We start from the raw sequence: 24670 nt of genomic DNA, 5'->3' as shown, positions 1-24670 counted from the left end.
TGTGGAAATTGCTAAAACCATGAAATCTATCTCTGCTGTACACTTATTTCAAACTTTTAAAGATTTGAAAAAGCGTCGTTTTTGGGGTTCTGGGATGTGGAGTGACAGCACTTTTTATTCTTCTGTCGGTGGTGCTTCGGAAGAGGCTGTTAAGCGATATATTGACTCCCAAAAACGACGCTAATTGTTAAAGGAGGGGGCATCGAACCCCCTCCTTTAACCGTGCTTTCATCCCCACCCACAAGGGGATGGGGTTTTACGCACGTTCAATAAAGTTTGATTGAGTAATCAAATTAGCAGCAACCCCATTTAAAGTTGCTAACAACTCGTTACTACCAAGCAACCTAATTAAGGTATTATTTCCACTTTGCACAACTGACAATTGTGGGAAAGTCAAACCACCCGATAAACCTAACAAATCCACCCCAACTTGGAAATCAGTAATTACCTCACTGCCTTTAGCAGATAACACAAATCGATCGCTACCATTGCCACCTTTGAGGTAATTATTTCCGCTATCACCAAAGAGCAAATCATTACCATCACCACCAGCTAAGGTGTCATCACCTTGACCACCATAAAGAGTATCATTTCCGGTTTCACCAAAGAGCCAATCTGCGCCTTTATTGCCAAAAATTGAATCATTACCATCTCCACCGCAAATTTCATCATTACCATCTCCACCGAAGAGAGTATCATTATCATCTCCACCGCAGAGAAAATCATTGCCTAAATCGCCAAAAAAGCGATCGTCTCCAGTTCCTCCGAACAGAAAATCATTATCTTTACCACCGAAGAGAGTATCATTACCATTCTGGGCAAAAATAAAATCAGTGCCAGCATTACCATAAAGCAAATCATTACCTTCACCGCCAAAGATGGTATCGTTATCGCTGCCTCCCAATGTATCAATAGTACCAGCACCAAAAATAGTATCGTCGCCTAAATCTCCAGCTAAAACATCATCGTTTTGATCGCCGTATATTACATCATTACCTTTACCACCACGCACCAAATCATTATTTTGACCACCGCGAACAGTATCATTGCCTTGGTTGCCATTTACGAAATCAATATCTTCGTTACCGTTGAGAAAATCGTCGCCTTCACCACCAGAAAGCCAATCGTTTCCTTTACTACCATAAAGGCTATCACTTCCAGTTCCGCCAACTAAATTATCATTACCCCCTTCGCCTAGTACAAAATCATTGCCACCTAAACCGAGAAACTGATCGTTTAACTGTGTACCGACAATAAGTTTATTGTTGCCATCATTATTTATGGAATTGTTAACTGGATTCAAATTCGATAAACGAGCAGACAAATTATTCAGATCGGGAGGAGTAATAAAATCACAGTAGCACTCCCACTCATCGACAATGGGAAGACTGGCGTTATTAGAAGTACCAATGTTGTAGCCATTACCACTAGTTAAAACCAGTTGGACTGTTTTACCTGCTTCAAATACTGCACCTGCTACAGGGGTAACTTTTAAGGTAGCGGTTTTTTGTCCGGCAGCAATGGTAAAACTGGTCGCAGTCAGGTTAGTAATATTTGAGCTTGTCACTAAGCTGTAGTTGCTAGTAAAGGTGGCAGTTCCAGCGAGGCTATAGTTGACGATCAGACCGCCTGAAGGTGCGGGGTTATCTAAGGTGATGACAAAGCTGCCATCACAGATGCCTCTTTCTCTGCTAGTAATATCAGGAGTAATGGTGAGGGTGGGTAAAACTTCCTGTTTGGTGACAAAGGTGGTAGTGCTACTGGAAATACCTGTGGTGTAGACGTTGCCATTACTGTCGGTGGCGATGCCGTAGCCGATCGCTAAATTACTACTATTCCCGGTATTATTACCTGCGATCGCATTTACCGAAGTGACTTTGCCATTGCTGTCCAGTTTGGCTAAAAAGAAGTCACTGTTTCCTTGGGCTGTGACGATTGTACTCCCAAAGGTGACGCTACCAATGAATTGGCCTGTAGTGTAGATATTGCCGTTAGTGTCGATCGTGATGCCATTACTTGTAGCAGAGTTACTCACCCCCAAATTTTTCGCCCAAGTGATGTTACCACTGCTGTCCAGTTTAGCTACGAAGATGTCACTGCTTCCTTGGGCAGTCAAGATGGTACTGCCGAAGGTGATACTGTTAGAGAATTCGCCTGTGATGTAGAGGTTGCCACTTTTGTCGCCCACGATGCTTCTGCCAATCTCAGTGGCGTTGGTGGTATCACCGAAATCTTGCGCCCAAAGTACGTTGCCATTACTATCCAATCTGGCTACGAAGATATCACCGCTGCTTCCTTGAGCAGTCAAAGAACTATTCCCGAAGGTCGCTTTGTCCCTGAATTCGCCTATGATGTAGGCGTTGCCGTTGCTGTCGGTGATAATACTCCTACCAATGTCGTCTTGAGTACCCCCCAAGCTTTTCGCCCAAGTGACGTTACCACTGCTATCCAGTTTGGCTGCGAAAATATCTCGATCGCCACTGGAAGTCAGGATTGTGTTCCCGAAGCTGATGGAATCAGAGAAATAGCCTGTAACGTAGAGGTTGCCGCTACTGTCGCTAGAGATGCTGCTACCTTGGTCGTTGTTGTTAGAACCGAAACTTTTCGCCCAAATAAAGTTGCCATTGCTGTCCTGTTTGGCTATGAAAATGTCTCGCTCTCCTTGGATTATGGGAATAGTTCCCAAGGAGACGGGAATAGAGAAAGCGCCTGTGGTGTAGAGGTTGCCGCTTTTGTCGGTGGTGATACTGTAACTCACCGTTCTACCAGCAGTAGTTCCCAAATTTGTTGCCCAAGTGATGTTGCCACTGCTGTCTAGTTTGGCTGTAAAGATGTCTTGCTCTCCGATCGAAGTTAAGATCGTACTTCCGAAGGTAACGCTGCCACTGAACTGACCTGTAATGTAGAGGTTGCCGCTACTGTCGGTGACGATGCTGCTGCCAACGTCGCTGGAGGTATCACCGAAATCTTCCAACCAAATACCATCGCTCATAGTGTATTCCTAATAACTCCTCCCTTAGTTAGATGTTGGGGGGATTTCCTTGGTTCCCGGTGGTAATGAAAGCAACAGTATTGTAAAACTTCACTTAAAGTATAGTCAAACATTATTAACTCAAGTTGCTACTTATTAATTTTGTGTAAATTTGTGGGTTGTCCTGTGCGTAACTAGGCGGAAAATTCTGGTGATTTACCAGGCATTGTGGTGTCTGACGCACCCTACGGGATATAACTAGCAAGTTGCGTTATTACTCTTTTGTCTTTTGTTGATAGAGAAAACAACTAAAAGAATTGCATTTGTTTGATTTATAATTAATCATATTCCTAATTACTCCTCCCTTAGTTAGATGGTAGTGGAATTTCCTTGGTTCCCAGGCGATTAAAAGCACTTTTCAGGTAAGTGAGGTACAAAGAAACCCGGTTTCGCAGAAGAAACCGGGTTTCTTTTGTGTACTTCATAAACCTGCAATCTGCTCTTGATTAATCCTGATTATCATCTAAATCCTACTAAACCCGCCCCTCCAAACTCAAAACTTTTTCCCAGTCCCCTATCCATTATTTAACGCTGCTTTTGGATAAGCAATACGTTTATGGTGAAACTGTTGCCAAACTTGGACAAAAATTTCGGCTATTTGGGACATTTCTGGGCGGGTTAAACCGGAATCTACTAATTGATTATCTTGCCAACGTGCCTTCAAAATTTTGTTAACCATTACCAAAGCTTCTTCGTAAGTGGCATCTTTCAAACTCCTTAAAGCTGCTTCGCAAGAATCAGCTAACATAACAACTCCGGTTTCCCGTGATTGAGGAATTGGCCCTGCATAACGGAAAAAAGATTCATCTACAGGTTCTTTTTCTTGTTGTTTTGCCTGATGATAAAAATAGGCAATTTGCATTGTTCCTTGATGTTCAGGAATGAATGCTTGAATTGCTTTAGGTAAGCGATAGCGACGCGCCATAACTAACCCTTCAGTAACGTGCTTTTTAATAATTGCGGCACTAAAATAAGGGTCATTAATTTGGTCGTGTTTATTTGGCCCGCCCATTTGATTTTCAATAAATCCTTGAGGGTCGTGTAATTTGCCGATGTCGTGATATAAAGTTCCGGTGCGGACTAATTCGACATTGCAATCTAAAGCTTTTGCGGCTGCTTCTGCTAAAGTTGCCACGAATAAAGTATGTTGAAAAGTTCCGGGTGCTTCTTCTGCCAAACGTTTTAAAAGTGGGCGGTTTGGGTTAGCTAATTCTGCCAAACGAACGGGGGTAACTAAGTCAAATAATTGTTCTAAATAGGGGCTAATTCCTAATGCTACGACACTCCAAGCAACACCTGTGAGACTGTAAATTGCTGCTTCTTGGAGTACGGCTAACCAGATTGAACCGGCGGCGGCGCTGAGAAGTAAATTAAGAGTGAGGTAAACGATTCCTTCGGTTAGACCGATGCCAATTCCTAGTAAAGCGAGTTCTTCGCGCGATCGCAATCTCCCCGCCATCAAACTCCCCACCATCGCCCCAGCGGCATTCGCCAACAAATGATCCCAAAGAATATTTTCCATGCCAATAGGCAAACCCAAGGTCAGTAAACCAACTGTAGTTAAACCCAAAGCGGAACCATAAAAACTGCCCACCAGCAAACCCACAGCTGGCAGACTGCTGTAATTCACGCCCAAACTGACCAATAAAGGAACACTTAAAGCCAACAGCAGGATTAAAACGTGGTCACGTTGGCGCAATCCTGCATGAAAGCGCCTTTCTACCCAGCAAAAAACGAGTACACCACCGCTAACTAATACGCCACAGCCAACCAAACCCCACCAATTTACTTCCCGACGGCTTAATTTAAAGTGATCGAGCAAGACAAATTCCCTTTGGGTAATTTGTTGACCTCCTTTGACAATTATTTCTCCTTTGCGTATTTCAACTATTTCTGGTTTAACTTGCTGTGCAGCTTGTTCAGCTTGCAGCTTTGTTTGTTCTGCATCTTCGATTAAATTCGGTTTTAGGGCACCAACTATCAGCTGAGTAACTACAGGTTGGGCGGTTTCTGGTACTAAATTTTTTACCTGCACTCTTACAGCTTGCTGTTTCAACACCAAGGGTAAACCAGGAGCTATACCTTGAGTAAGAATGCGTTCTAGTGCTTGAGAAATTCCGGCTTGAGTTTTGCGCCAATCCGCTTCCGTCAACTCTAAAAAGGATAAATTTGGCGAATCTTCGGCTTCAGAAAGCAATTTACTGGACAAATTTGCTATTGCTTGGGCATAGCGCACACGGACTTGGGAAATTGTATTTATTAGTGTTGCTAATCCCTCTGGATTAATGCGGCGATAGGCTTTGAGTTCGTTAATGACTTGTTGTACTTGTGGAGAGTTGACCTCTGGGGAAGAAGCATTGGCAGGGAGTTCATTGACATTCTCTATTTTCTCATTGGGATTGTTTAATCCGGCTAAAATTGCTTGCCATTCCGATTCTGAGCAACTCCGCAAGTAAATTTGGGTGGCAGTGGATAAAACGGATGTAAAGGGAAATTGTCCAGCAATGCGGCGAGATTGGTTGATTTGCTGAATTTTTTGCTGTAATTCTTGATAAATCTGATGATTAACATTGGGATCGACCATTAATACTGGTATTAATCCCCTACGGGCTGCTTTTTGTTTTACTTCTGTGGTTTTCGGGTCTGCCACTGTTGCGTCTCGAGGAGCCACAATGGTGACGGGGGCTAAGGTGTCTACATCGAGTTTTGGCTGATTGTAGAAGCGATGACCCATAGCGCTGGTCAGGGAAATCACTGCCATGACTAAGGCAACTTTGGGGCGTTTCCCACTTTTGGAGCGCCGACAGTTTAGGGCTTGAGTTTGACAAGGATTTGTTTCTACAAGCAAGTTCCGCAGGTGTTTGAGCACCAGCTTGTAAATAGATTGATGCCGTTCGGGAGCCTTTGGCGAAGAGACAATCTCTTGGTCGGGTTTAGGTTTTGACGAACGGTATGTACGTTTGAATGTTTTTAAAAGAGCCATGCTGAGGGCAATTCTCCGCCATTGCTTAAGCTGTTTTGTCCACGAATAAAACGTTTTCATCTAAGAGCGGCGGTACACCCTGAACTCGGTATTTAGATGAGACAAAGTGTTACTCATTTGGTTATTATAGAAGGTTGATTGAAAAATGAGGCTCTATCAATGGTTGTATAAAAAATACCAATAATGCTGAAGAGTAGTTAGGATCTGCTTCTCCAGTCGTTAATCTAGTGTTTAAATTTAGATGAATCACTAACATAGGCACTAACAGCGATTTATCCAAGACAGATGCCAGAGCGATCGACAGTGTACCAGTGGGATCGCCGATTTTGCTTTGATCCCTAGCTTATGGGAAGTCTAGCAGAAGATCAAGCATCAGCCTATCTAGCATTTCATTTCTATAATTTATGTTAATCAAACTAATTACAAGTAATCGCACAGAAAGTCGAAAGGGTCTTCTTCCCAGCAAGGTTCTGGACACATTAAGTTGAGATAGTGGGCGAGTTCTGCTTCTACTTCTGCGGCATCCTCTGGCTCGAACATTTCTGTTAAAGCTTGTAAGTCTCTTTCTCTCAGGGAAGACAGGGGGGCGGCGTGATTAACAACTTGGGAGTATTCTTTTTCCGTAGTTTTACTTACCTGGGTGTCTGTCTGATGAACTTTTCGTAAAGCAGGACTGCGGGAAATTTTTTGAGCAGCTTGGGAACTAAAAAGAATTAGCTCGCTTAGGGGGCTAGTGTCTTCAGGGTCGGATTTGGTGAGATACATAGGGCTGACTCGGAGGACTAACAGGGAATCGGGTGCAAAATGTGTTTGCAACTCAGGCTAAGGCTGAGAATGCAGGAACAAGCTCACTAGACGAGGTTAGGTTTAGGAATTGAGAAAGAGTCCCCTGACCAGAAAAATCCTTAGCTCCGCGTAATTATGTAATTTTCTGCACTTTGATTGATAATTTTTGGTAATTTCTGGTCAGAACCTAACTCGTTCGATTTTAAGTTTAAGTGTTTTCACTATACTTGTACCAATTTCCTAATTTCGAGCTAAGTTCGGTTACTTCACAGTATCTTTACAATAGAGTCAAAAAATTTAACTAGAAGTAAATTCGATCGCGAATACTTTGTATTTTTTAATACTTTTTGGGTGACTGGAGGAGGCTCCGGGGCTACTGGGAGTCCCGGAGCTTGAAAAATCCATTACTCAAAACGTTCTTCAAAACTCAAAACTCAAAATTCAAAACTCTGTTGTGCCTTCTGCCTTCGGTTTAAGAGTTAGAATTCGCTGGTTTCAGCCGGAGGTGGGCCACCACTACCTGGTATTTGGTTAAAGCGGTTTTGATCGTTGTCGTTGCGGTAAACACAGTCAATTTCGGGTGAACTTTCCAGGGCTCCTGTGTAACCGAAGGTGTTCATCCGCAGTTTACAATCTCGTACTTGTTCGCCGTTGATGAGTTTTCTTTGCTCTAAAATTGACCAGTTGTTGGTACGTAACACGCATCCGGGCTGCATTTTTGGTTGAGATATGTAGACGCTAAAGGGGTTGAGGGTGACGAAAACGCGGGTGTCGGTGACGATCGCACTGGCTCCATATTGAGCGCAAAGTGCGGCGTTGGGGGCGCTGCGATCGATAAATTCGCGAGAATAGACGTTACTGCCGGAATCAGAAGTTGCTGTAGTACTAAAGGCAATGCCAATTCCGATTCCTAAAATGAAAACACCTGCAATAATTGCTAATGATGTGTAGTTAAACAGTGAAGGTTTACTGGTGGATGATGTAGGTCTGTTAGTCACAGTGGGGGATTTACGTCTCATAATTACTCGACAAGTTTTACCAATTTTATTTAATGCGTAAGCGGAACTGGTACTACTGTTTCCAGTATGCCCTTAATTTTAAGTTGTGTGGTAAAGTTTAGCTGCCACCTCAACTTAAGAGCTAACTGTTACTATATCAGGCTGAGTTTAGGGTGGCTAGGAAAAATGGTTCTGAACTAAATGCGTAGTTATCCACTAGTCAGTATTTGTATTCCTGTGTATAACGCTGGTGAATTTATTGCACCACTACTTCAGTGTCTTGAAAGCAATAGTTATCCGCATACGGAAATTATTATTTCTGATGATGCTTCTCAAGATGGGTCTTTAAAGTTATTACAATCTGCGAATTTACCCAATTGTCGAATTTTTACTCATGCTAGATATGGATTGGTTGGGAATTGGAATTTTTGTATTTCCCAAGCTCAAGGTAAGTATGTCAAGTTTTTATTTCAGGATGATGCGATCGCTCCAGACTGCATTACCAAAATGGTAGATTTAGCTGAACAAGATGAGGAAATTGGTTTAGTTTTCTGTCCGCGTCGCTTAGTTTTTGATTGGTCGATCGATGCCAATTTCATTAAAGGTATGCAAAATTTACATCAGCGCTGGACTCGGTTAGAATCAATTCAATCTGGTCTAAGTTTGCTCAGAGATCCCAATTTTTTAAAGCCGCCTTACAATAAAATTGGTGAACCGACGAATGTGTTAATTCGTCGAGAAGTTTTTCCACAAATTGGTTTGTTCGATCCAAGTTTTAAGCAATTATGCGATCTGGAAATGTGGTTGCGGATTATGGCTGATTATAAAGTGGGTTTTGTCGATGAGGAATTGGCAACTTTCCATATTCATGCTGAACAAACAACTAATCGTAATTTAAATGGCGATCGCATTGCCACTTTGTTTGAGATTTATAAAGTATGGCTAAAAATTATTTTTAATAAAACTTATCATTCCTTACCCAAGGATTTACGACAAAATCTCAGACAGGAACTAATCAAAATTCTCTTAATTAAAGGAGCAAAAAGCATCATATTATTGAGATGGTATCAAGCACAGAGAGTTAAGGAGTTACTGACAGAGGCTTTGGTAACAAAACTAGAACTAGCTAGTGATGAGTAATTCTAATAGTTACTAATCCAGCGTGGCAGAAAGAGCATCCTTAACAATATCCTAAATAGGTAAACAGTACCATGACTGAAATTTCCAACATTCGCAAGTTACTATCCGACCCAAATTTAGGGCTATTCCCCCAGATAGACAAAGCAATTAAAGATATCCAAACGAGCTTTACTGAGTACAAAGAAATTTTCCACTTTGAGCATTACGATCTAGAATTTGGTACTTGCCAAACTCACGTCACTGCTAACGATGCTAGACCAATTATTGCCCAATCTATTATCATGAAATTTCCGATAGTTGGGCTAACTAAAGATAAATTTGATCTGTTAATGTTAGCAGCAGAAATTCAAAATAATCTCGACGCTACCATTATGGATTGGAGTACTCGCGAACGCAGTCAATATGACAATAAACCCTTAAGACGACCGATTACAGCGATCGCTGGTAAGATTGACTTTCAAACCGTAGATCAGCCGAGTAATTCTTGTTGTGTAACAATTTTTCGTGAGTTTGAATTGACTTACGCTGCATCATTTTAGTTTAGTTGGTGATTGGTAGTTGGTAGTTAGTAGTTGGTACTTGGAAAAAATCACTAACTATCAACTTCTAATATCATAAGGTGAAAGCGATCGAACTTGTTCCCGGTGCAGATGGTGGAATAATTTATTTCCACATAAATGATTCAAACAGTTCTCGAAGTTTTACCTCAGAATAGATTGGTAAATCACGGTATTTTTCAAATTCTTGCTTGTTTTTAGGTAAAAATATACCTAATCCACAGAAATTATCATCCGGTTTTATATCTCTTCCTAAGAGAGTACCCTTTTGCCGCACGCGATGAATTAAGGACTTTTTCAAATAATCACTAAAAATCTGATATTTTTGCCTATCTGCACCCGATGCTTGAGAGACTTTATCGAAAAATTGAATAATATCGGCATAGCTATTGCCGAAATAGCTATAAGTTTTTATTTGGTTCATTTTAATATCTTGCCAATCAGATGAAATAATCGAATCAATAAGTGGATTAAGTTTAGCAGGTAAATTATGAATAGCTTGATTACTAGTAATAGTATAACTATGGAACATATCTTCCCTTTCAAATTCCATAATCTTTTCTGCCATTTGTGCGCCTCCAATATCGGGATGACGACCTAAATAATTAAATAGCGATTCGTAGTAGTAATTTGGTGCTCCCAGCAATAGTTGAGAAGATAGAGTATATTTGGCAGTATCTCGAAAAGTGTAATGTGTTTCAATAGTTCCCTTATTGCAATTTTGAAAAAATACTAATTCTACCCGCCGATCTACTGCTTTATTAAATTCAACTATAATTTCGCTGAGGTTTTTAATTTTCATCCATCTAGTTTCAGAAACACCAGGTTCAGGATGATTATCTGGACTAATTTCATCTACAACACCTCCATGTCCTAAAAAAATAATTCCCCATTTTTTTGCTTGAAATTGTGATTTAGCCCAATTAAGATATTCAGCAAATACTTCCTCATTTGCGCTATTGCTAGTGTTTAAATTTTCACTGGTAATAGTACCTGGAGTAATGATGTTTCTGGTTAGTTGTTTTGCTGCTAGAAAATCTGATTGTACTACCACAAGAATATTATCAGTTTGTACGCCTTTTGCTAGCATTTTCATTATCGGTTTGCCAAACCTAGAAAGGTCGTTATCATAAGGCATCCAGTAGATAATGATCCATTCATAGTTCTTTTTACTGGACATATTTGCCGATAATAAACTATGGTTATTAATTAAGAATGAAGCGCTACCAAGCGCTCCATACAGCAGCAGTTTTCTCCGCTTCATAATGCTGTTTTAATTATGTGACTTACACATTAAACCTAAACAACATTACATCGCCTTCTTGCACCACATATTCTTTTCCTTCACTGCGAACTAAACCTTTTTCCTTGGCAGCATTCATCGATCCATTTGTTACTAAATCTTTGTAAGCAACGGTTTCTGCACGAATGAAACCCCGCTCAAAATCTGTGTGAATTACACCTGCTGCTTGGGGTGCGGACATTCCGGCGTGAATTGTCCAAGCGCGAGTTTCTTTTGGCCCGGTTGTGAAGTAAGTTCTTAATCCTAAAAGTTCGTAAGTGGCGCGAATTAAAGATTTTAATCCGCCTTCTTCTACTCCTAAAGATTCGAGAAATTCTCCTCGATCTTCTTCTGGTAAAGCAATTAATTCTGATTCTACTTGGGCGGAAACAATTACGACTTGGGCGTTTTCTTGGGCGGCGATTTGGCGTACTTTTTCTACATATTCATTGCCGCTTGCTAAGTCATCTTCGGAGACGTTGGCAGCATAAATTATTGGTTTGTTTGTGAGTAAACCTAAACCTTTAATTGCTTGTTTTTCTTCGTCGGTTAAAGTAGCTTGTCTGGCTGGTTTTCCTGCGTTTAAAACTACGTTGATTTTTTCTAATGCTTCTAATTCCAGTTGCGCTTCTTTGCTGGTGCGTGCTAGTTTGCGGGTGCGATCGATCTTTCGTTCAATTTGATCCAAATCTGCTAAACCCAATTCTAAATTAATGATTTCAATATCTCTTGCTGGATCGACAGAACCCGCAACGTGAATAATATCATCATCTTCAAAACAGCGGACTACATGAACGATCGCATCAACTTCCCGAATATGGGATAAAAACTTATTTCCCAGTCCTTCACCTTGACTCGCACCTTTCACCAAACCCGCAATATCCACAAATTCGACTCTTGCAGGAATAATTTGCGCTGAATCTGATATTTTAGCTAACACATTTAACCGTTCGTCGGGAACAGCAACCACGCCGACATTCGGTTCAATTGTACAAAAAGGAAAATTGGCGGCTTCTGCTTTAGCATTTGCCACCAAAGCGTTAAACAATGTAGATTTACCAACGTTAGGGAGTCCAACAATTCCGGCTCTTAGCATCTTAGTCCAAGGTTAAAAACTGGGTGCAAATTCGATTTTAAACGCTAAGGAACGGTTTGGGGAATTGGTGCGGGTACTGTTTGGGGAATTGGTTCTGGTACTGGTTGGGGTACTGGTGTTGGCACTGGTTCTGGTGCGGGACTTGGAACTGGTTGGGGTACTGGTGTTGGCACTGGTTCTGGTGCGGGAATTGGGTTGGGGAGAGGTTCGGGTACGGGACTGGGTAGGGTGCCTGGTTGGGGAATTGGGTTGGGAACTGGATTAATCATAAGGGTTGTTTTGTGGTTCGATTATTTTAAAAGTAGGAAAGTTTTGTTTTAAGTTCATCTCTCTGATTGGCTATTTCTTAGGATTTTGGATTTTTTTGGAACCGCTCCAGACGCAGAGGACACAGAGAGATTTTTTTGAACCGCAAAGGACGCAAAGAACGCGAAGAGAAGAAAGAGAAGAAATTGATTTAGGATGATTATGGTTTGAAAGGGAAAACGTTGAATGTTTACTCATAATTCTCAAGCAAAAACACCTTTATTAGATGCGATTAAAAGTTATGTTGAGGATGAGCGTGCGGCTTTTTATACTCCGGGGCATAAACGAGGTCGGGGAGTTTCGCAAAAGATGCGCGATTTGTTGGGTTCTCAGGTGTTTAAGGCTGATTTGACGGAGTTGGAAAATTTAGATAATTTATCGGCTCCTGAAGGTGTGATTAAGGAGGCGCAAGTACTAGCAGCGGCGGCTTTTGGTGCGGAGGAATCTTGGTTTTTAATCAATGGTTCTACGGCGGGAATTATTGCGGCAATTTTGGCGACTTGTGGTGATGGGGAAAAAATTATTTTGCCTCGTAATGTTCATAAATCAATTATTTCTGGGTTGATTCTTTCGGGTGCAATTCCAATTTTTGTTAACCCAGAATATGATTCTAATTTAGATATTGCTCATAGTATTACGCCGGAAGATGTTGCTGATGCTTTGCAGGAACATCCAGATGCGAAAGCGGTTATGATGGTTTATCCAACTTATTATGGTGTTTGTGGAGATGTGGAGGCGATCGCTAATCTCGCACATCAATATAACATTCCGCTGTTAGTGGATGAAGCTCACGGCCCTCATTTTGCTTTTCATCCAGATTTACCTCCTGCTGCTTTATCAAAAGGTGCAGATTTAACTGTACAATCAGTTCATAAGGTGTTAAGTGGTTTAACTCAAGCTTCAATTTTGCACGTTCAAGGTGATAGGATCGATCGCGATCGCCTCACCAAAGCTTTACAATTAGTTCAATCTACAAGTCCCAGTTATTTGTTATTAGCTTCTTTAGATGCAGCACGTCAACAAATGGCTTTGTCTGGCAAAGAGTTAATGACTCAAACTTTACAACTTGCCGAAATCGCCAGAAAGGAAATTAGTCAGATTCCGAAATTATCGGTTTTAGAATTGTATCCTTCCGCAGGTTTTAAAAATCTCGATCGCACTAGATTAACTGTGATAGTTTCCGAATTAGGTTTAACAGGATTTGCCGCCGAATATCTGCTCACTCAACATGGTGTATTAGCTGAGTTTTCTTCTGGAAAACATCTGACTTTTATTATTACTTTAGGAAACAACCAAACAGATATTGAAAAATTAGTGCAAGCTTTTCAGAAATTAGATCAAGAGCATCAAGGAGAAGAATCAACCTATAATTGCCCAGTTTATTTTGACAAGGAAACGCCAAAAATTTCCCCTCGAAAAGCTTTCTTTGCGGCAACAGAAACCTTACCAATCAAGCGTGCAGTTTCAAGAATTTGTGCAGAAATAGTTTGCCCTTATCCACCAGGAATTCCAGTCTTGATGCCGGGAGAAGTGATTACTCCAGATGCTCTTGAATATTTGCTAAATATGCAGGCAATTGGCTGCGAAATTACTGGTTGTGTAGATGCAACTCTGAAAACTTTAAAAGTCGTAAAATCTGAGTTATGAAAGCAAAAATCTAGTGCAGTGCCACAGGAATAACTAATTAACAAAATCTTTTTTTACTAAGAGCATTCTGTGTTCTTACACTAGCGATTACCGATGAAATTTTGGGAAGGATTACTCCGCATTTCTTGATATTTAAATGCTCTGGCGTAATCACCCATTGCATAGCAAGCAACTTTTAAACTCCCCAGAGATTGCTGTTCAACTCGGCTATCTTGCATAAAAATAGCTACAGCTAAACGCTGTTCATAACATTCTATTGCTTTGGCGAAATTTCCCACTGCTTCGTATGTAACTCCTAAATTTCCTAAAGTTTGTTCTTCGACGCGATGCTCTTCAATTTGCCGCGCAATTTTTAAGCGCATTTGGTAATATTCAATTGCTCTAGAATAGTCACCCACAGCATAGCAAGCACTGGCTAAATTTCTGAGTACTTGTAATTCGCCTCTGCCATCTTGGATATCTTTGGCGATCGCTAATCTCTTTTGATAAGCATCGATCGCTTGAGCATAATTCCCTAAAGCATAATAAACATTGCCCAAATTTCGCAGAACTTGCGCTTCTCCTTGTCGATCTGTTAACTTCTGCATCAGCACCAAACTTTGTTGCAGGTACTCCACAGTTTTTTCGTAATTTCCTAATGCTTTAAACGCCAATCCTAAATTATTTAACGCCGCTACTTCTGAGCGATCGTCTCCTACCGCCTTTGCAATTGCCAAACTTTGTTGTTGGTATTCAATTGCCCTCACATGATCTTCTAAATGGCGATAAGCATTACCTAAATTTCCTAGCGCTAGTCCTTCTGCGCGAAGATCTTTAAGTTCCCTAACTACATCCAACCATTGCAGGTAATAGTTAATCGCTTTTACATAATCACCCAAAGCGTATAAAGCGTTGCCAATTTTCCCCAGGACTACTCCCTCTTCCGAACGATACTTAATTTCCCGGTAGATAGTAAGAGCCTGTTGGAAAAATTTAATTGCTGCATTATACTGTTGATTTTGATGGCAATCAGACGCTTGTGTAATTAATTGAATTGCTTTGGCACATAACGGCTGTTTTTCTAGCGCTTCCTTTTCGTTACCCTGCCAATCTTCAGGTAGCGGGTGAGCGATCGTAGTTCGATCGCCGTTCGGAATACGCATTTTATTTTCTTCTAGGTATATCCGATACACCTGGCTATCCATATCTCCAACCTCTGAAAAAGTCCTCTCCTGGCAGTATGCACATCTTTTACTTCTCTGTGGATGACACAGATCACTGAGTAAAAGTTAACTAAATTCGATTTACGTACAAAAAATCCACCCCTAATTTTATCATTCCCCAATTTTCAGGAATAAATAGCAACTGCGCCAAAATAAATATTTGAGGTCAAATCAAGATTTCGGAGAATCGTCAATGCAGCGAGTTTTAGAACCGGAAGTTATGGACAGTTGGGAAGAAGCTGTCGCTTATGATGCGATGGATTTTACGGAGGTAAATGCTGCTTTTGCTGAAGGGGCGATCGCACTAGCGCCAACAGCAGCTAAAGTTTTAGATGCGGGAACTGGTACCGCCAGAATTCCCTTATTACTTTGCCAGCAACGTCCTCAATGGCAAGTAACTGGCATCGACTTGGCAGAAAATATGTTAAAAATCGGCACTGAACATATAAAAAACGCAGGTTTACAACAACAAATAGTTTTAGAACTGGTAGATGCCAAGCAATTACCATACCCTAACGCACATTTTGATCTGGTAATTTCTAATAGTTTGATTCACCATTTACCCGATCCCCTACCTTTTTTGCAAGAAATTAACCGAGTTTTAAAACCAAAAGGCGCTATTCTAATTCGCGATTTAATTCGACCTGCTAATCAGGAAATTTTGCATAATTTAGTAGAAAGTATCGGCACAGAATACGACCCTCACCAAAAACAGTTATTCGCTGATTCTCTCCATGCTGCTTTTACTCTTGATGAGGTCAATCAACTATTTTCAATAGCTGGTTTACAAGATGTGAAAATATATCAATCTTCCGATAGGCATTGGACAGCCCAAAGAAGTTTTGAGTTTTAATACAACACATTGCAGATCCCCCATTATCCCCCTTAAAAAGGGGGACTTTGAATAATGTTCTTTCTCTGAGATCTTGCTCCACTTTTGGAGGTAGAACCTCCTTTACCTCGTTCCCAGGTTCAACCTGGGAACGAGAAATAGAGGCTCCGCCTCTAGGTGCTCTTATCTCAGTTTCTCATCCCCAAAAATAAGACCTCGTTCCCAGGTTGAACCGGGGAACGAGAAACGAACCTGGGAACGAGAAACAACGAGAAACAACGAGAAACAAGGAGGTAGAACCTCCAAGACCTCGTTCCCAGGTTGAACCTGGGAACGAGAAAACGAGAAATAACGAGAAATAGAGGCTCCGCCTCTAGGTGCTCTTATCTCAGTTTCTCATCCCCAAAAATAATACTGAATCGATGTTCTAGTTCCCCCCTTGGCAAGGGGGGTTAGGGGGGATCTTATCTGGTGCAAAAATTTTATTTATCTCAAAACTTCTGTCCTAAAGCCTTTCTTAATCAGATATTTTCCAGCGAACTGAAACGCCTGTTTGCTGCTGAATACGATCGGCAAATGTTTTCAAGTAATCAGCATCAACACATTTGAGGCTATTTACTGGATAGGCACAATCTGTAATTTGATTGTTACCTCTAGCATCTAATTGATGAGTTAAAGGTTTAGGGCGCGAAGGTGTGTTAAGTTGAATTTCATCAGGAATTAATACTTTCATTCGGTTGATATAATCCGATTGAATTTCTTGATTCCAAGCCGACAAAATCATGGTTTGTACTGCTAATTTACCTGGATAATCAGCCCGAAATTGTTGGATTCCCTGCCAAATTTCCGCTAAATTTATTTCAGCTACGGGACGATTAACCCGCCGCAATTGTTCAGCCGAAACAGCATCTAATTTTACTGCTACTCTGTCTGTTAATGCTAGCGCTTCCCGGACATCGGGATCTTTTAGTAATGTGCCGTTCGTTAATACTACTAAAGGTTTTGCAGTGATTTCTTTAACTTTGGCAAGAATTTCTCCTAAGTTTAATGCTAAGGTTGGTTCTCCGCTACCGCTGAGGGTAATTACATCTACATCCCAAGGTGCAAAGGGTTGTAAATCTTGTAGAATTTGCTCGGTGGGAATGAATACTTGCCGATCGCTTTTTAACCGTTCAATTGCTCCTAATTGACAATAAACGCAGTCAAAAGAACAGGTGGAAATAGCACCAATGGGATCGATCCCAAGCGAGCGACCAAAACGCCAAGAATTTACCGGGCCATATACTGAACAAAATGACATTTTTTCTTTACCTTCTGCCCTCTGCATAAAAGCCTTCTGCCTTCATCTTAGAACTTTAACCAGGTACAGATTGATGTTTTTTCAGTAATTTAATAGTATCTTTAGCTGGTAAGGGTGGACTGAAGAAATAACCTTGAATTTCCGCACATCCTAGTTGGCGCAAACATTCTAATTGTGCTTCAGTTTCTACGCCTTCTGCGACTACGTTAATGTTTAGTCCTTTTCCTAAAGCGACTATAGCTGATGCGATCGCTAAATCACAAGGATCGAATGTGATATCCTTGACAAAGGAGCGATCGATTTTTAAAGAATGCAGCGGAAATTGTTTCAAATAACTCAAGTGAAGAATACCCTGTGCCAAAATCATCCATCGAAATATGAATTCCCATTTGAGATAATTGATTGAGTTTTTCCTTGGTAAAGGTTACATCCTGCATGGCAATTGTTTCGGTAATTTCTAACTCTAAAATTTCTGGATTTAGCCCGGTGTCTGTTAGTATTTGAGTTATCATTGACACTAAATTTGGTTGTTGAAACTGTCGCGCCGAGAGGTTAACTGCTACCCTAATTTCTGGCAAACCTAGATCGAGCCAATCTTTTATTTCTGTGCAAGCAGTGTAGAGTATCCATTCTCCTAGCGGTACAATTAATCCGGTTTCTTCTGCGATCGGAATAAATTTACCCGGAGAAACAAAACCTAATTCTGGAGATTGCCAACGGACTAAAGCTTCAACTCCAGTAATTTTTCCGGTGGCAATATTTACTCTTGGTTGATAATAAAGTAAAATTTCTCCTCTCTCCCAAGCATAGTGTAATCGGTTTTCTAAAATTAATAATTCTGAGTTTTGAGCGTTGATACTTGGATTATAAAAACTGTAATTATTTCTGCCATTTTTTTTGACATTGTATAATGCTATATCAGCATTTTTAATCAAGCTGTTGCTATCTTCACCATTGTGCGGATAAATTGCAATACCAATGCTACAAGTGATATGAAGATAATGATTATCAATAATAAAAGGTGGCTTTAAAGTATCCAGAATTTTTTGAGCTAATTTAGCGGCATATTCGATATTGTTAATGTAGGGCAATAGAATAGTAAATTCATCTCCTCCCCACCGAGCAATTATATTATATTCTTGAAAGCAACTAGTCAGCCTTTGTGCTGTTGCTTTTAATAAGCGATCGCCTACATCATGACCTAAAATATCATTAATCTTGTTAAAGCGGTCTAAGTCTAAAAACATTACCGCTACCTTTCCTTGACGACGACAAGCATTTGCTAATGAAGCAGATAATAGATCGCTAAACATTTTTCGGTTGGGTAAACCTGTCAAAGAATCATGGCAAGCTTGATAATCTATTACTCCTAAAGTTCTGGCATTCCACCAAATGAAAGTTCCCAACACTAAAATATTTAATACACCCAAAAGTGCGATTCCTACTTCATTGTCGTAAAGCGCCAATCTTTTTCCCTCTAAAACTAGCCAGCCCAAAAAAGGTGGTATCCCAATTACAGCCAATGCCAAACGCCGAGCCATAATTCCGCCGGCAAATTCGTTAGTAATTGCAGTCATTAACCCTTGGTTTGGATAAGCAAATAAGTTGCCAATAAATAGTAAAATAAAGGCTATACTTGTATGCAATGCCATTGCTGTATTAGCCCCAATACCATAAAATTCGGTGAGGCCATAGAGATAACCTAATAATCCTAAAAAGCTTAATATAAATCCAATGACACTAAGCAATTGAGCCGCAAAATATCCTCTTTTATTTAATAAAAATATAGCTAACCCAAACAAAATAAAACATAAAGCTGTATTAGGTGCCATTCTTCCCGGAAGACCCGGTATATTTTCTGGTTTTACTTCTTTAAAAATCAATTTATCGATTCCCAAGTATATTGAGAATATATCTTGACTTAAAGTTAATGAGCCAATCGAAATAACTATAAAAGCCAAAAAATTAATTATAATATACCAGATTTTTTTTGTGGCATTGTTCTCTTCTTTTCGATGCAAAAATCGCAGAGAAACAGATCCTATAATGAGGGCGATCGCGGTGTTCCCTTTCATCGTTACTAGGTGAGGCAACACGCTTTTAAATATGCTAATATCAAATATCCAACCTAAGCTAACTAAGCAGCCTAAAATAAAAACTGCAACACTAAGGATTTGAGAGATGTATTGCAGAGTTCTAATTAAGTTTGGTTTAAGGGTATAGTTGTCCAAGTTCAGGTGATATGGTTTCAATTTAGGAGAAAGTTACTTTTTTCCGCGAGCGGATGTGTAAAAACAATAGTTCAGTCTTGTTTTTTACAGGTTCTTAGTCTTAATTAAATTTTTAATATTATACACCTATTTGAAAGATCAACCATAGATATTAATGTTATCTTTTACTCAGATCGGAGGTTAGCTGTCACAATTGAATAATACTAAAATTTGTTGGAGAATCGGCTATGCCACTAGAAAGAAGAATGTCCAGAGAAATGTTTCTTCCAGGTCAAGAGGTGGTACTAAAGCAGTACTGTTTTACGGCGGGGCGGGTGTTTGAGCCAGGGAAATACATAGTAGGAGACTTGCCTGATGTTGCGTTTGAGATGGGCTTAGTGGAACAACTCCCACCAGTGAAAGGCAAGAATGAGCAGATTAAAAATCTCCCTGAATCTTCAGAAAACCAATCTTAGTAGATGTTTGCTGCTCAGTAATTTAAGATACCATAAACTAAGTCTAAGCCCCCAGACTTATCTGTGGGGTTTAACTTTCAATTTGAAATCTAAAATCTAAAATCTAAAATCTAAAATCGAATGGCGATCGATCCTTACGCTTGGATAAAACCATCTCTTACGACAATTCATCGAGCAGATTGGTATCGTTTTGAGCAAACTATTTCCAGTCCTCCTGGTGCAGTTGTCCAACTAGAAGGACGAACTGTAATTAACTTTGCCAGTAATGATTATTTGGGTTTAGCAGGCGATCGCCGCTTAATAGCTGCTGCTATATTTGCTACTGAAAAATTCGGTACCGGAAGCACTGGTTCGCGGTTACTAAGTGGACATCGCCAACTACATCGAGAATTGGAAAAAGCGATCGCCTCTTTGAAACAAACAGAAGCTGCCCTTGTGTTTAGTTCCGGGTATCTAGCTTCCTTGGGTGCGATCGCCTCTGTAGTCGGAAAAAGAGATTTAATTCTTTCCGATCAGTACAATCATTCCAGTCTCAAAAACGGTGCGATTCTCAGTGGGGCCACAATAATTAATTATGACCATTGCAACTTAGCTCAATTACAAAATCACCTCAATCAACATCGAGAAAAATATCGTCGTTGCTTAATTATTACCGATAGCGTCTTTAGTATGGATGGGGATTTATGCCCTTTACCAGAATTATTGGATTTAGGGGAAAAATTTCACAGCATGGTATTAGTTGATGAAGCACACGCCACCGGAATTTTAGGCAAAAATGGTGCGGGTTCTGTAGAACATTTTAATTGTAGCGATCGTCCATTAATTCAAATTGGTACATTAAGTAAAGCTTTAGGAAGTTTAGGCGGTTATGTTGCAGGTTCAGCTACTTTAATTGACTTTTTACGTAATCGCGCCCCAACTTGGATTTATACTACTGGATTATCACCTGCTGACACTGCCGCTGCCTTAGAAGCGATTAAAATTGTGCAACAAGAACCAGAACGTCGCGCCCAATTATGGCAAAATATAGAAACTCTCAAACAGCTAATTTCTCAACAATTACCTAACTTAAAATTATTACCTTCCGAATCAGCAATTTTGTGCTTACAACTAAAGGATGCCGCCATTGCATTAGCAGCCGGAACAAAGTTAAAAGAAGCCGGAATTTTTGCTCCAGCAATTCGTCCGCCCACAGTTCCTACTAGTCGAATTCGCATTTCCGTAATGGCAACTCATGAAGCGTATCAACTGGAAAAACTAGTAGCAGCTTTAAAAAGTTTGTGAATTTAGATCCCCGACAACTTCTGCGAAGTCGGGGATCTGATTTTACTGAGTGTCTTAGTTGTTAGTTGCTGGTTTTGCAGGAGCAACTACTGCCTTAACGTTTACACTTTTAACACCCTTAATTTCTTGTGCCAAAGGTGCAATTTTAGCTAAATCTCGTTCATTGGGAACTGTTCCGGCTACAGTAACAACGCCGTCTTTGGAGTCAACTGTTAATTGACCTTTGGTAATGTTAGCTTCCAGCTTACTGCGAACTTCACTTTCGATATCAGCTTCCGCCCGATCGGTATCACCGCCAGTGATATTATTACGTTGTTCGCGGGCGCGAATATCAGAGTTTAATTGATCTCTGCGAACTTGACTGGTAGCGTCCTTTTGAGCATTTTGGACATTCTCTGCTGTGGGTGCTTGCGGGGCTTGATTAGTGCTATCAGGGGCAGATTGAACACTCTTCTCATTATCGGCACAAGCAACGGCACCAAACATTAAAACACCAGTGAGTAAAAATGGAGTTAAATTTTTCATTGTTTTCCTTTTCCTAAAGAGGATAAATTTTAAAAATCTAGTTGAGTATTTGACAAAACTCCTGGCATTAGTTGTTAACTGAAGTGAGAGGAGTTTTGTCTATTAATCAGAAACTTTTTTCTGTTTGAGTTGTAAATTAAAGTACAGGATCGCTCTGATCGACTACTGGATCGCGACGATCGACAATGATTACATCAGCATTACTAGCATTGGTGTAGTCACGACGCACTGCATCCCGATCTGTATCGTGAACGTAGTCACGACTTACATCTCGATCTAGGTCGCGATCGGAATCATAAATTCCCCACTCTTCAATATTGTGGCGACGTAAAATTGCTTCCGCACGAGCAATGTCATCGCTATCACCATCAACAATTACCAAATAGTCGCCACGAGTTACGCGATCGTTGTAAACTCTAGCCCGTTCTTCGGGAATTCCCAAACCAATTAATGCACCCAATAAGCCACCAGCCGCAGCACCAATCGCTGTTCCTGAAAGGGTAGTTGCGATCGCCGTAGCAGTTGCACCCGCTAACATTACAGGGCCAATTCCGGGAATAGCCAATGCACCCAAACCTACTAATAAACCAGTTAATCCGCCTAGAGTACCACCTGCGATCGCGCCTGTAGCTGCACCTTCATCAGCTTTGTTGCCACGCGCATCTTTAACTTCTGCACCTGCAATATGATCTCTATTTCTATCTGCATCTTTGGCAATTACGGAAACTCTATCCATTGGAAAGCCGGAATTTTTTAAATCTTGAAGGGCTAATTCCGCTGCCCGATAACTACTAAAAACTCCTACAGCGCGTCTGTGATTACCTAAAGCCATTTCTTCCTCCTTAAGCACAAGCTTTTTCTCAACAACTAATAATAAACATTTAGCAAAAATCTTTATTATTAGTTCCATTTCCTATAGTGTTATTTTTAGCTAATTTATTGCTCACTCTTTAGGTGTAACTAGCTCTCTATCGAGAGAAAGGTAATAGTGATTTGCTAGTTAAGACAAGAATAAATGTTAAGTATTTGTTTTAAAAATTGCTCAAAAAATTTATATCAAACTACAACTTATCAATAACAACGGTAATCCATAACCAAGGGTTCGGTTTTACCCCCCTTGATAGATAACATATACTGATAGGCTCATAAGAGAGTCCTGTGGGTTTAGTTGCAAGTCTTGGTGGGTGATTATCAGTGCAAAAGTGGTTGCTGCCAACTTTAAGCGAAATTTTAGCCGAAACGACAGAAAAATCGGCGCTCGATGTTGTATTGTCAAATGATGGGACGAAGGCTCAAACTGAGCAATCCTCTACAAGTCAAGTAGCGTTGCCACATTTGAAAGCAGAGCGAGAGTGGTTTGGGGCGATCGCCGCCTTAGAAAAATTGCTGCGGGCAAATTGGGTATTTGACGAAAGTTCTCTCAATGAAGATGAAGCATCATCTTTAACTCAAGGATTAATTTTAACTGGCCCTTTGCCAATTTTGAGCGATCCGACTCTCTCTCATTATTTTCCCACTTGGGTTTTTTCTACTCAATTAGGGAAACCTTGGGCTTGGATGCCATTTCAGCTACCTCCGGCGAAAGAGAACCAAACCCAAAATAGCGATCGCAGCAGTTCTTTACCCTTATTACCGAACGATCCTTTAGGTGCCGAACACTTTTGTTTGGTTTTCACTACTAATTTTAGTTTAGTGATGGTTTTGGGGAACGATCGCCTTGGAAATCCCGCTTTCTTGTTTTCCTTCGATCCAGACGTAGTGCAGCAAGCTTGGGACTCTCTACGGTTGCGAATGTTGCTAACTTGTCCTCATCAAATCAACCAGTTAGATACTTTAGTGCATCGGTTTGCGCCCATAGCACCAGATTACCGAACTGTCATGCAGTTTAGTCGGCTGTTACTTCAATATTTACCCCAACCAGAAGAACAGGAACATCCAGAAAGTGCAAAATCCCAAATTCAAAATGTAAAATCTCCTGATTCTTCACTAAATTCTCAAGCTAAAATTCAGAATTTAAATTCTAACGAAGTAGAATTATTGCAAGCATTTGCTCATGAAGTAAAAACGCCTTTGGCAACAATTCGGACTTTTACTCGGCTGTTGCTAAAACGGAAAGAGTTAACTCCAGATATTATTAAAAAATTGGAAGTTATCGATCATGAATGTACTGAACAAATAGAAAGAATGGAATTACTGTTTCAAGCAGCAGAAATGGAAACCTGCGATGCTGGGGAATCACCTGTTTATTTAACTACTACCTCATTGTCGCAAGTTTTTCAAGATAGTATTCCTCGTTGGCAAAAACAAGCTTTACGTCGTAGTCAAACTTTGGATGTGTTATTACCGCAGCAAATGCCGCCAGTAGTTAGCGATCCGACAATGTTGGAGCGAATTCTTACTAGTTTAATCGATAACTTTACTCGTAGTTTACCAGCAGGTAGTCATATTCAAGTGCAGGTAATGCCAGCAGGAGATCAGTTAAAGTTGCAACTATTAACTCAAACCAAGGATTCGGATGGTAATGGTGACGGTAAATGTTTTGCCAGTCATCATTCCAAGCGGAAATTGATTGGTCAGTTGCTTACATTTCAGCCGGAAACTGGCAGTTTGAGTCTCAGTCATAATGTCACAAAAAGCCTTTTTCAAGCTTTAGGTGGTAAGCTAATTGTGCGGGAACGTCCCGAACAAGGGGAAGTTTTTACCATCTTCTTACCAACAGGCGACAGTCAAGTTAAGTGATCTGCGTAAAAACAATATGTAGAGACGTTTCATGAAACGTCTCTACATATTGTCATACATTAAAGTTTGTTGTGACGACTTCAGTCGTATATTTGCTAAATTGAAGGACTAAAGTCCTGACAACGAACCGGGTTATTAACAAGCTATCAGCTTTCAGCATTCAGCTATCAGCTAATAATTATGGGTTTAAGTCCCCCACTATATCGTAAACGATTAGTGGCAAGCTTTAGTGGTGGGTCTAAATCCCCCACTATAAGCAGTCAAAAGCTGATAGCT

The 24670-nt window shown here is 40.5% G+C and carries 21 protein-coding genes; 8 read left to right on the top strand and 13 right to left on the bottom strand.

From position 1 onward, the window contains the following. The coding region (locus tag ACE1CC_RS14595; RefSeq protein ID WP_413271163.1) for a transposase at positions 1–184 on the top strand (184 nt) is incomplete at its 5' end. Positions 185–256: 72 nt separating this feature from the next. Here the strand turns inward: ACE1CC_RS14595 and ACE1CC_RS14590 are convergent. The 4 genes from ACE1CC_RS14590 to ACE1CC_RS14575 form a co-directional block, all read right to left on the bottom strand. Beyond that, positions 257–2992 (bottom strand): SBBP repeat-containing protein, encoded by a 2736-nt coding sequence (locus ACE1CC_RS14590; protein WP_413271162.1) that lies wholly within the window; start codon positions 2990–2992, stop codon positions 257–259. 553 nt (positions 2993–3545) lie between these two features. Next, positions 3546–6014, bottom strand: coding sequence for an HD family phosphohydrolase (locus ACE1CC_RS14585; RefSeq protein ID WP_413271161.1), 2469 nt, complete (start codon positions 6012–6014; stop codon positions 3546–3548). Positions 6015–6434: 420 nt separating this feature from the next. Next, a complete protein-coding gene (locus tag ACE1CC_RS14580; RefSeq protein ID WP_413271160.1) occupies positions 6435–6779 on the bottom strand; it encodes a hypothetical protein in 345 nt (114 codons plus the stop codon). A 500-nt stretch (positions 6780–7279) separates the two neighbouring features. Continuing rightward, complete coding sequence (locus ACE1CC_RS14575; protein ID WP_413271159.1) at positions 7280–7819, bottom strand: DUF3172 domain-containing protein; 540 nt, start codon at positions 7817–7819, stop codon at positions 7280–7282. 180 nt (positions 7820–7999) lie between these two features. Here ACE1CC_RS14575 and ACE1CC_RS14570 point away from each other — a divergent pair, with 180 nt between their 5' ends. Together ACE1CC_RS14570 and ACE1CC_RS14565 are read left to right on the top strand one after the other, a co-directional pair. Beyond that, entirely contained in the window at positions 8000–8938 is a 939-nt protein-coding gene (locus ACE1CC_RS14570; protein WP_413271158.1) for a glycosyltransferase family 2 protein, read from the top strand. A gap of 71 nt (positions 8939–9009) precedes the next feature. Continuing rightward, a complete protein-coding gene (locus ACE1CC_RS14565; protein ID WP_413271157.1) occupies positions 9010–9477 on the top strand; it encodes a hypothetical protein in 468 nt (155 codons plus the stop codon). Positions 9478–9601: 124 nt separating this feature from the next. Here ACE1CC_RS14565 and ACE1CC_RS14560 read toward each other — a convergent pair whose 3' ends face one another. From ACE1CC_RS14560 to ACE1CC_RS14550, 3 genes are read right to left on the bottom strand one after another with little or no spacing between them, the layout of a single operon-like run. Further along, on the bottom strand, positions 9602–10759 hold the full coding sequence (locus tag ACE1CC_RS14560; RefSeq protein WP_413271156.1) for a clostripain-related cysteine peptidase: 1158 nt from the start codon (positions 10757–10759) through the stop codon (positions 9602–9604). Between the two features lie 22 nt (positions 10760–10781). Further along, complete coding sequence (ychF, locus tag ACE1CC_RS14555) at positions 10782–11873, bottom strand: redox-regulated ATPase YchF (protein ID WP_413271155.1); 1092 nt, start codon at positions 11871–11873, stop codon at positions 10782–10784. A 44-nt stretch (positions 11874–11917) separates the two neighbouring features. Then, positions 11918–12142 (bottom strand): hypothetical protein, encoded by a 225-nt coding sequence (locus tag ACE1CC_RS14550; protein WP_413271154.1) that lies wholly within the window; start codon positions 12140–12142, stop codon positions 11918–11920. Positions 12143–12365: 223 nt separating this feature from the next. On the opposite strand from ACE1CC_RS14550, the gene ACE1CC_RS14545 reads away from it, so the two are divergent. Then, positions 12366–13826, top strand: a complete 1461-nt coding sequence (locus ACE1CC_RS14545; protein WP_413271153.1) for an aminotransferase class I/II-fold pyridoxal phosphate-dependent enzyme — start codon at positions 12366–12368, stop codon at positions 13824–13826. Positions 13827–13906: 80 nt separating this feature from the next. Here the strand turns inward: ACE1CC_RS14545 and ACE1CC_RS14540 are convergent, their stop codons facing one another. Beyond that, positions 13907–15010 carry a tetratricopeptide repeat protein gene (locus ACE1CC_RS14540; protein WP_413271152.1) on the bottom strand — a complete coding sequence of 368 codons (1104 nt, stop codon included), beginning with the start codon at positions 15008–15010 and terminating at the stop codon, positions 13907–13909. A gap of 211 nt (positions 15011–15221) precedes the next feature. On the opposite strand from ACE1CC_RS14540, the gene ACE1CC_RS14535 reads away from it, so the two are divergent. After that, positions 15222–15881 (top strand): class I SAM-dependent methyltransferase, encoded by a 660-nt coding sequence (locus tag ACE1CC_RS14535; RefSeq protein ID WP_413271151.1) that lies wholly within the window; start codon positions 15222–15224, stop codon positions 15879–15881. Between the two features lie 496 nt (positions 15882–16377). Here the strand turns inward: ACE1CC_RS14535 and ACE1CC_RS14530 are convergent, their stop codons facing one another. Genes ACE1CC_RS14530 through ACE1CC_RS14520 form a run of 3 tightly spaced genes read right to left on the bottom strand, consistent with a single transcriptional unit; the run spans position 16378 to position 19235 of the window. Beyond that, positions 16378–17160, bottom strand: a complete 783-nt coding sequence (locus ACE1CC_RS14530) for a radical SAM protein (protein WP_413271150.1) — start codon at positions 17158–17160, stop codon at positions 16378–16380. Positions 17161–17215: 55 nt separating this feature from the next. Beyond that, entirely contained in the window at positions 17216–17491 is a 276-nt protein-coding gene (locus ACE1CC_RS14525; protein WP_413271149.1) for an EAL domain-containing protein, read from the bottom strand. Then, positions 17418–19235, bottom strand: coding sequence for a putative bifunctional diguanylate cyclase/phosphodiesterase (locus ACE1CC_RS14520; protein WP_413271148.1), 1818 nt, complete (start codon positions 19233–19235; stop codon positions 17418–17420). The genes ACE1CC_RS14525 and ACE1CC_RS14520 overlap by 74 nt, the downstream gene beginning before the upstream one ends. 383 nt (positions 19236–19618) lie before the next feature. Between ACE1CC_RS14520 and ACE1CC_RS14515 the strand changes: the two genes are divergently transcribed. Together ACE1CC_RS14515 and bioF are read left to right on the top strand one after the other, a co-directional pair. After that, positions 19619–19846: a hypothetical protein gene (locus tag ACE1CC_RS14515; RefSeq protein ID WP_413271147.1), complete on the top strand. Its 228-nt coding sequence runs from the start codon at positions 19619–19621 to the stop codon at positions 19844–19846. Positions 19847–19966: 120 nt separating this feature from the next. Further along, the gene (gene bioF / locus ACE1CC_RS14510) at positions 19967–21130 is read left to right on the top strand and encodes an 8-amino-7-oxononanoate synthase (protein WP_413271146.1); all 1164 of its coding nucleotides are present in this window, start codon (positions 19967–19969) and stop codon (positions 21128–21130) included. Between the two features lie 54 nt (positions 21131–21184). Here the strand turns inward: bioF and ACE1CC_RS14505 are convergent, their stop codons facing one another. Both ACE1CC_RS14505 and ACE1CC_RS14500 read right to left on the bottom strand, forming a co-directional pair. Then, positions 21185–21655 carry a BON domain-containing protein gene (locus tag ACE1CC_RS14505; RefSeq protein ID WP_413271145.1) on the bottom strand — a complete coding sequence of 157 codons (471 nt, stop codon included), beginning with the start codon at positions 21653–21655 and terminating at the stop codon, positions 21185–21187. A gap of 136 nt (positions 21656–21791) precedes the next feature. Further along, positions 21792–22565, bottom strand: coding sequence for a general stress protein (locus ACE1CC_RS14500; protein WP_413271144.1), 774 nt, complete (start codon positions 22563–22565; stop codon positions 21792–21794). A gap of 284 nt (positions 22566–22849) precedes the next feature. Here ACE1CC_RS14500 and ACE1CC_RS14495 point away from each other — a divergent pair, with 284 nt between their 5' ends. After that, complete coding sequence (locus ACE1CC_RS14495) at positions 22850–24394, top strand: sensor histidine kinase (RefSeq protein ID WP_413271143.1); 1545 nt, start codon at positions 22850–22852, stop codon at positions 24392–24394. Positions 24395–24670 lie beyond the last annotated feature (276 nt).

Origin of the sequence: Floridaenema aerugineum BLCC-F46, assembly GCF_041929345.1 — a bacterium.
In the GTDB taxonomy this organism is placed as follows: domain Bacteria; phylum Cyanobacteriota; class Cyanobacteriia; order Cyanobacteriales; family Aerosakkonemataceae; genus Floridanema; species Floridanema aerugineum.
The sequence above is the reverse complement of the archived record's forward strand: the minus strand, read 5'-3'. Positions and strand labels throughout refer to the sequence as shown.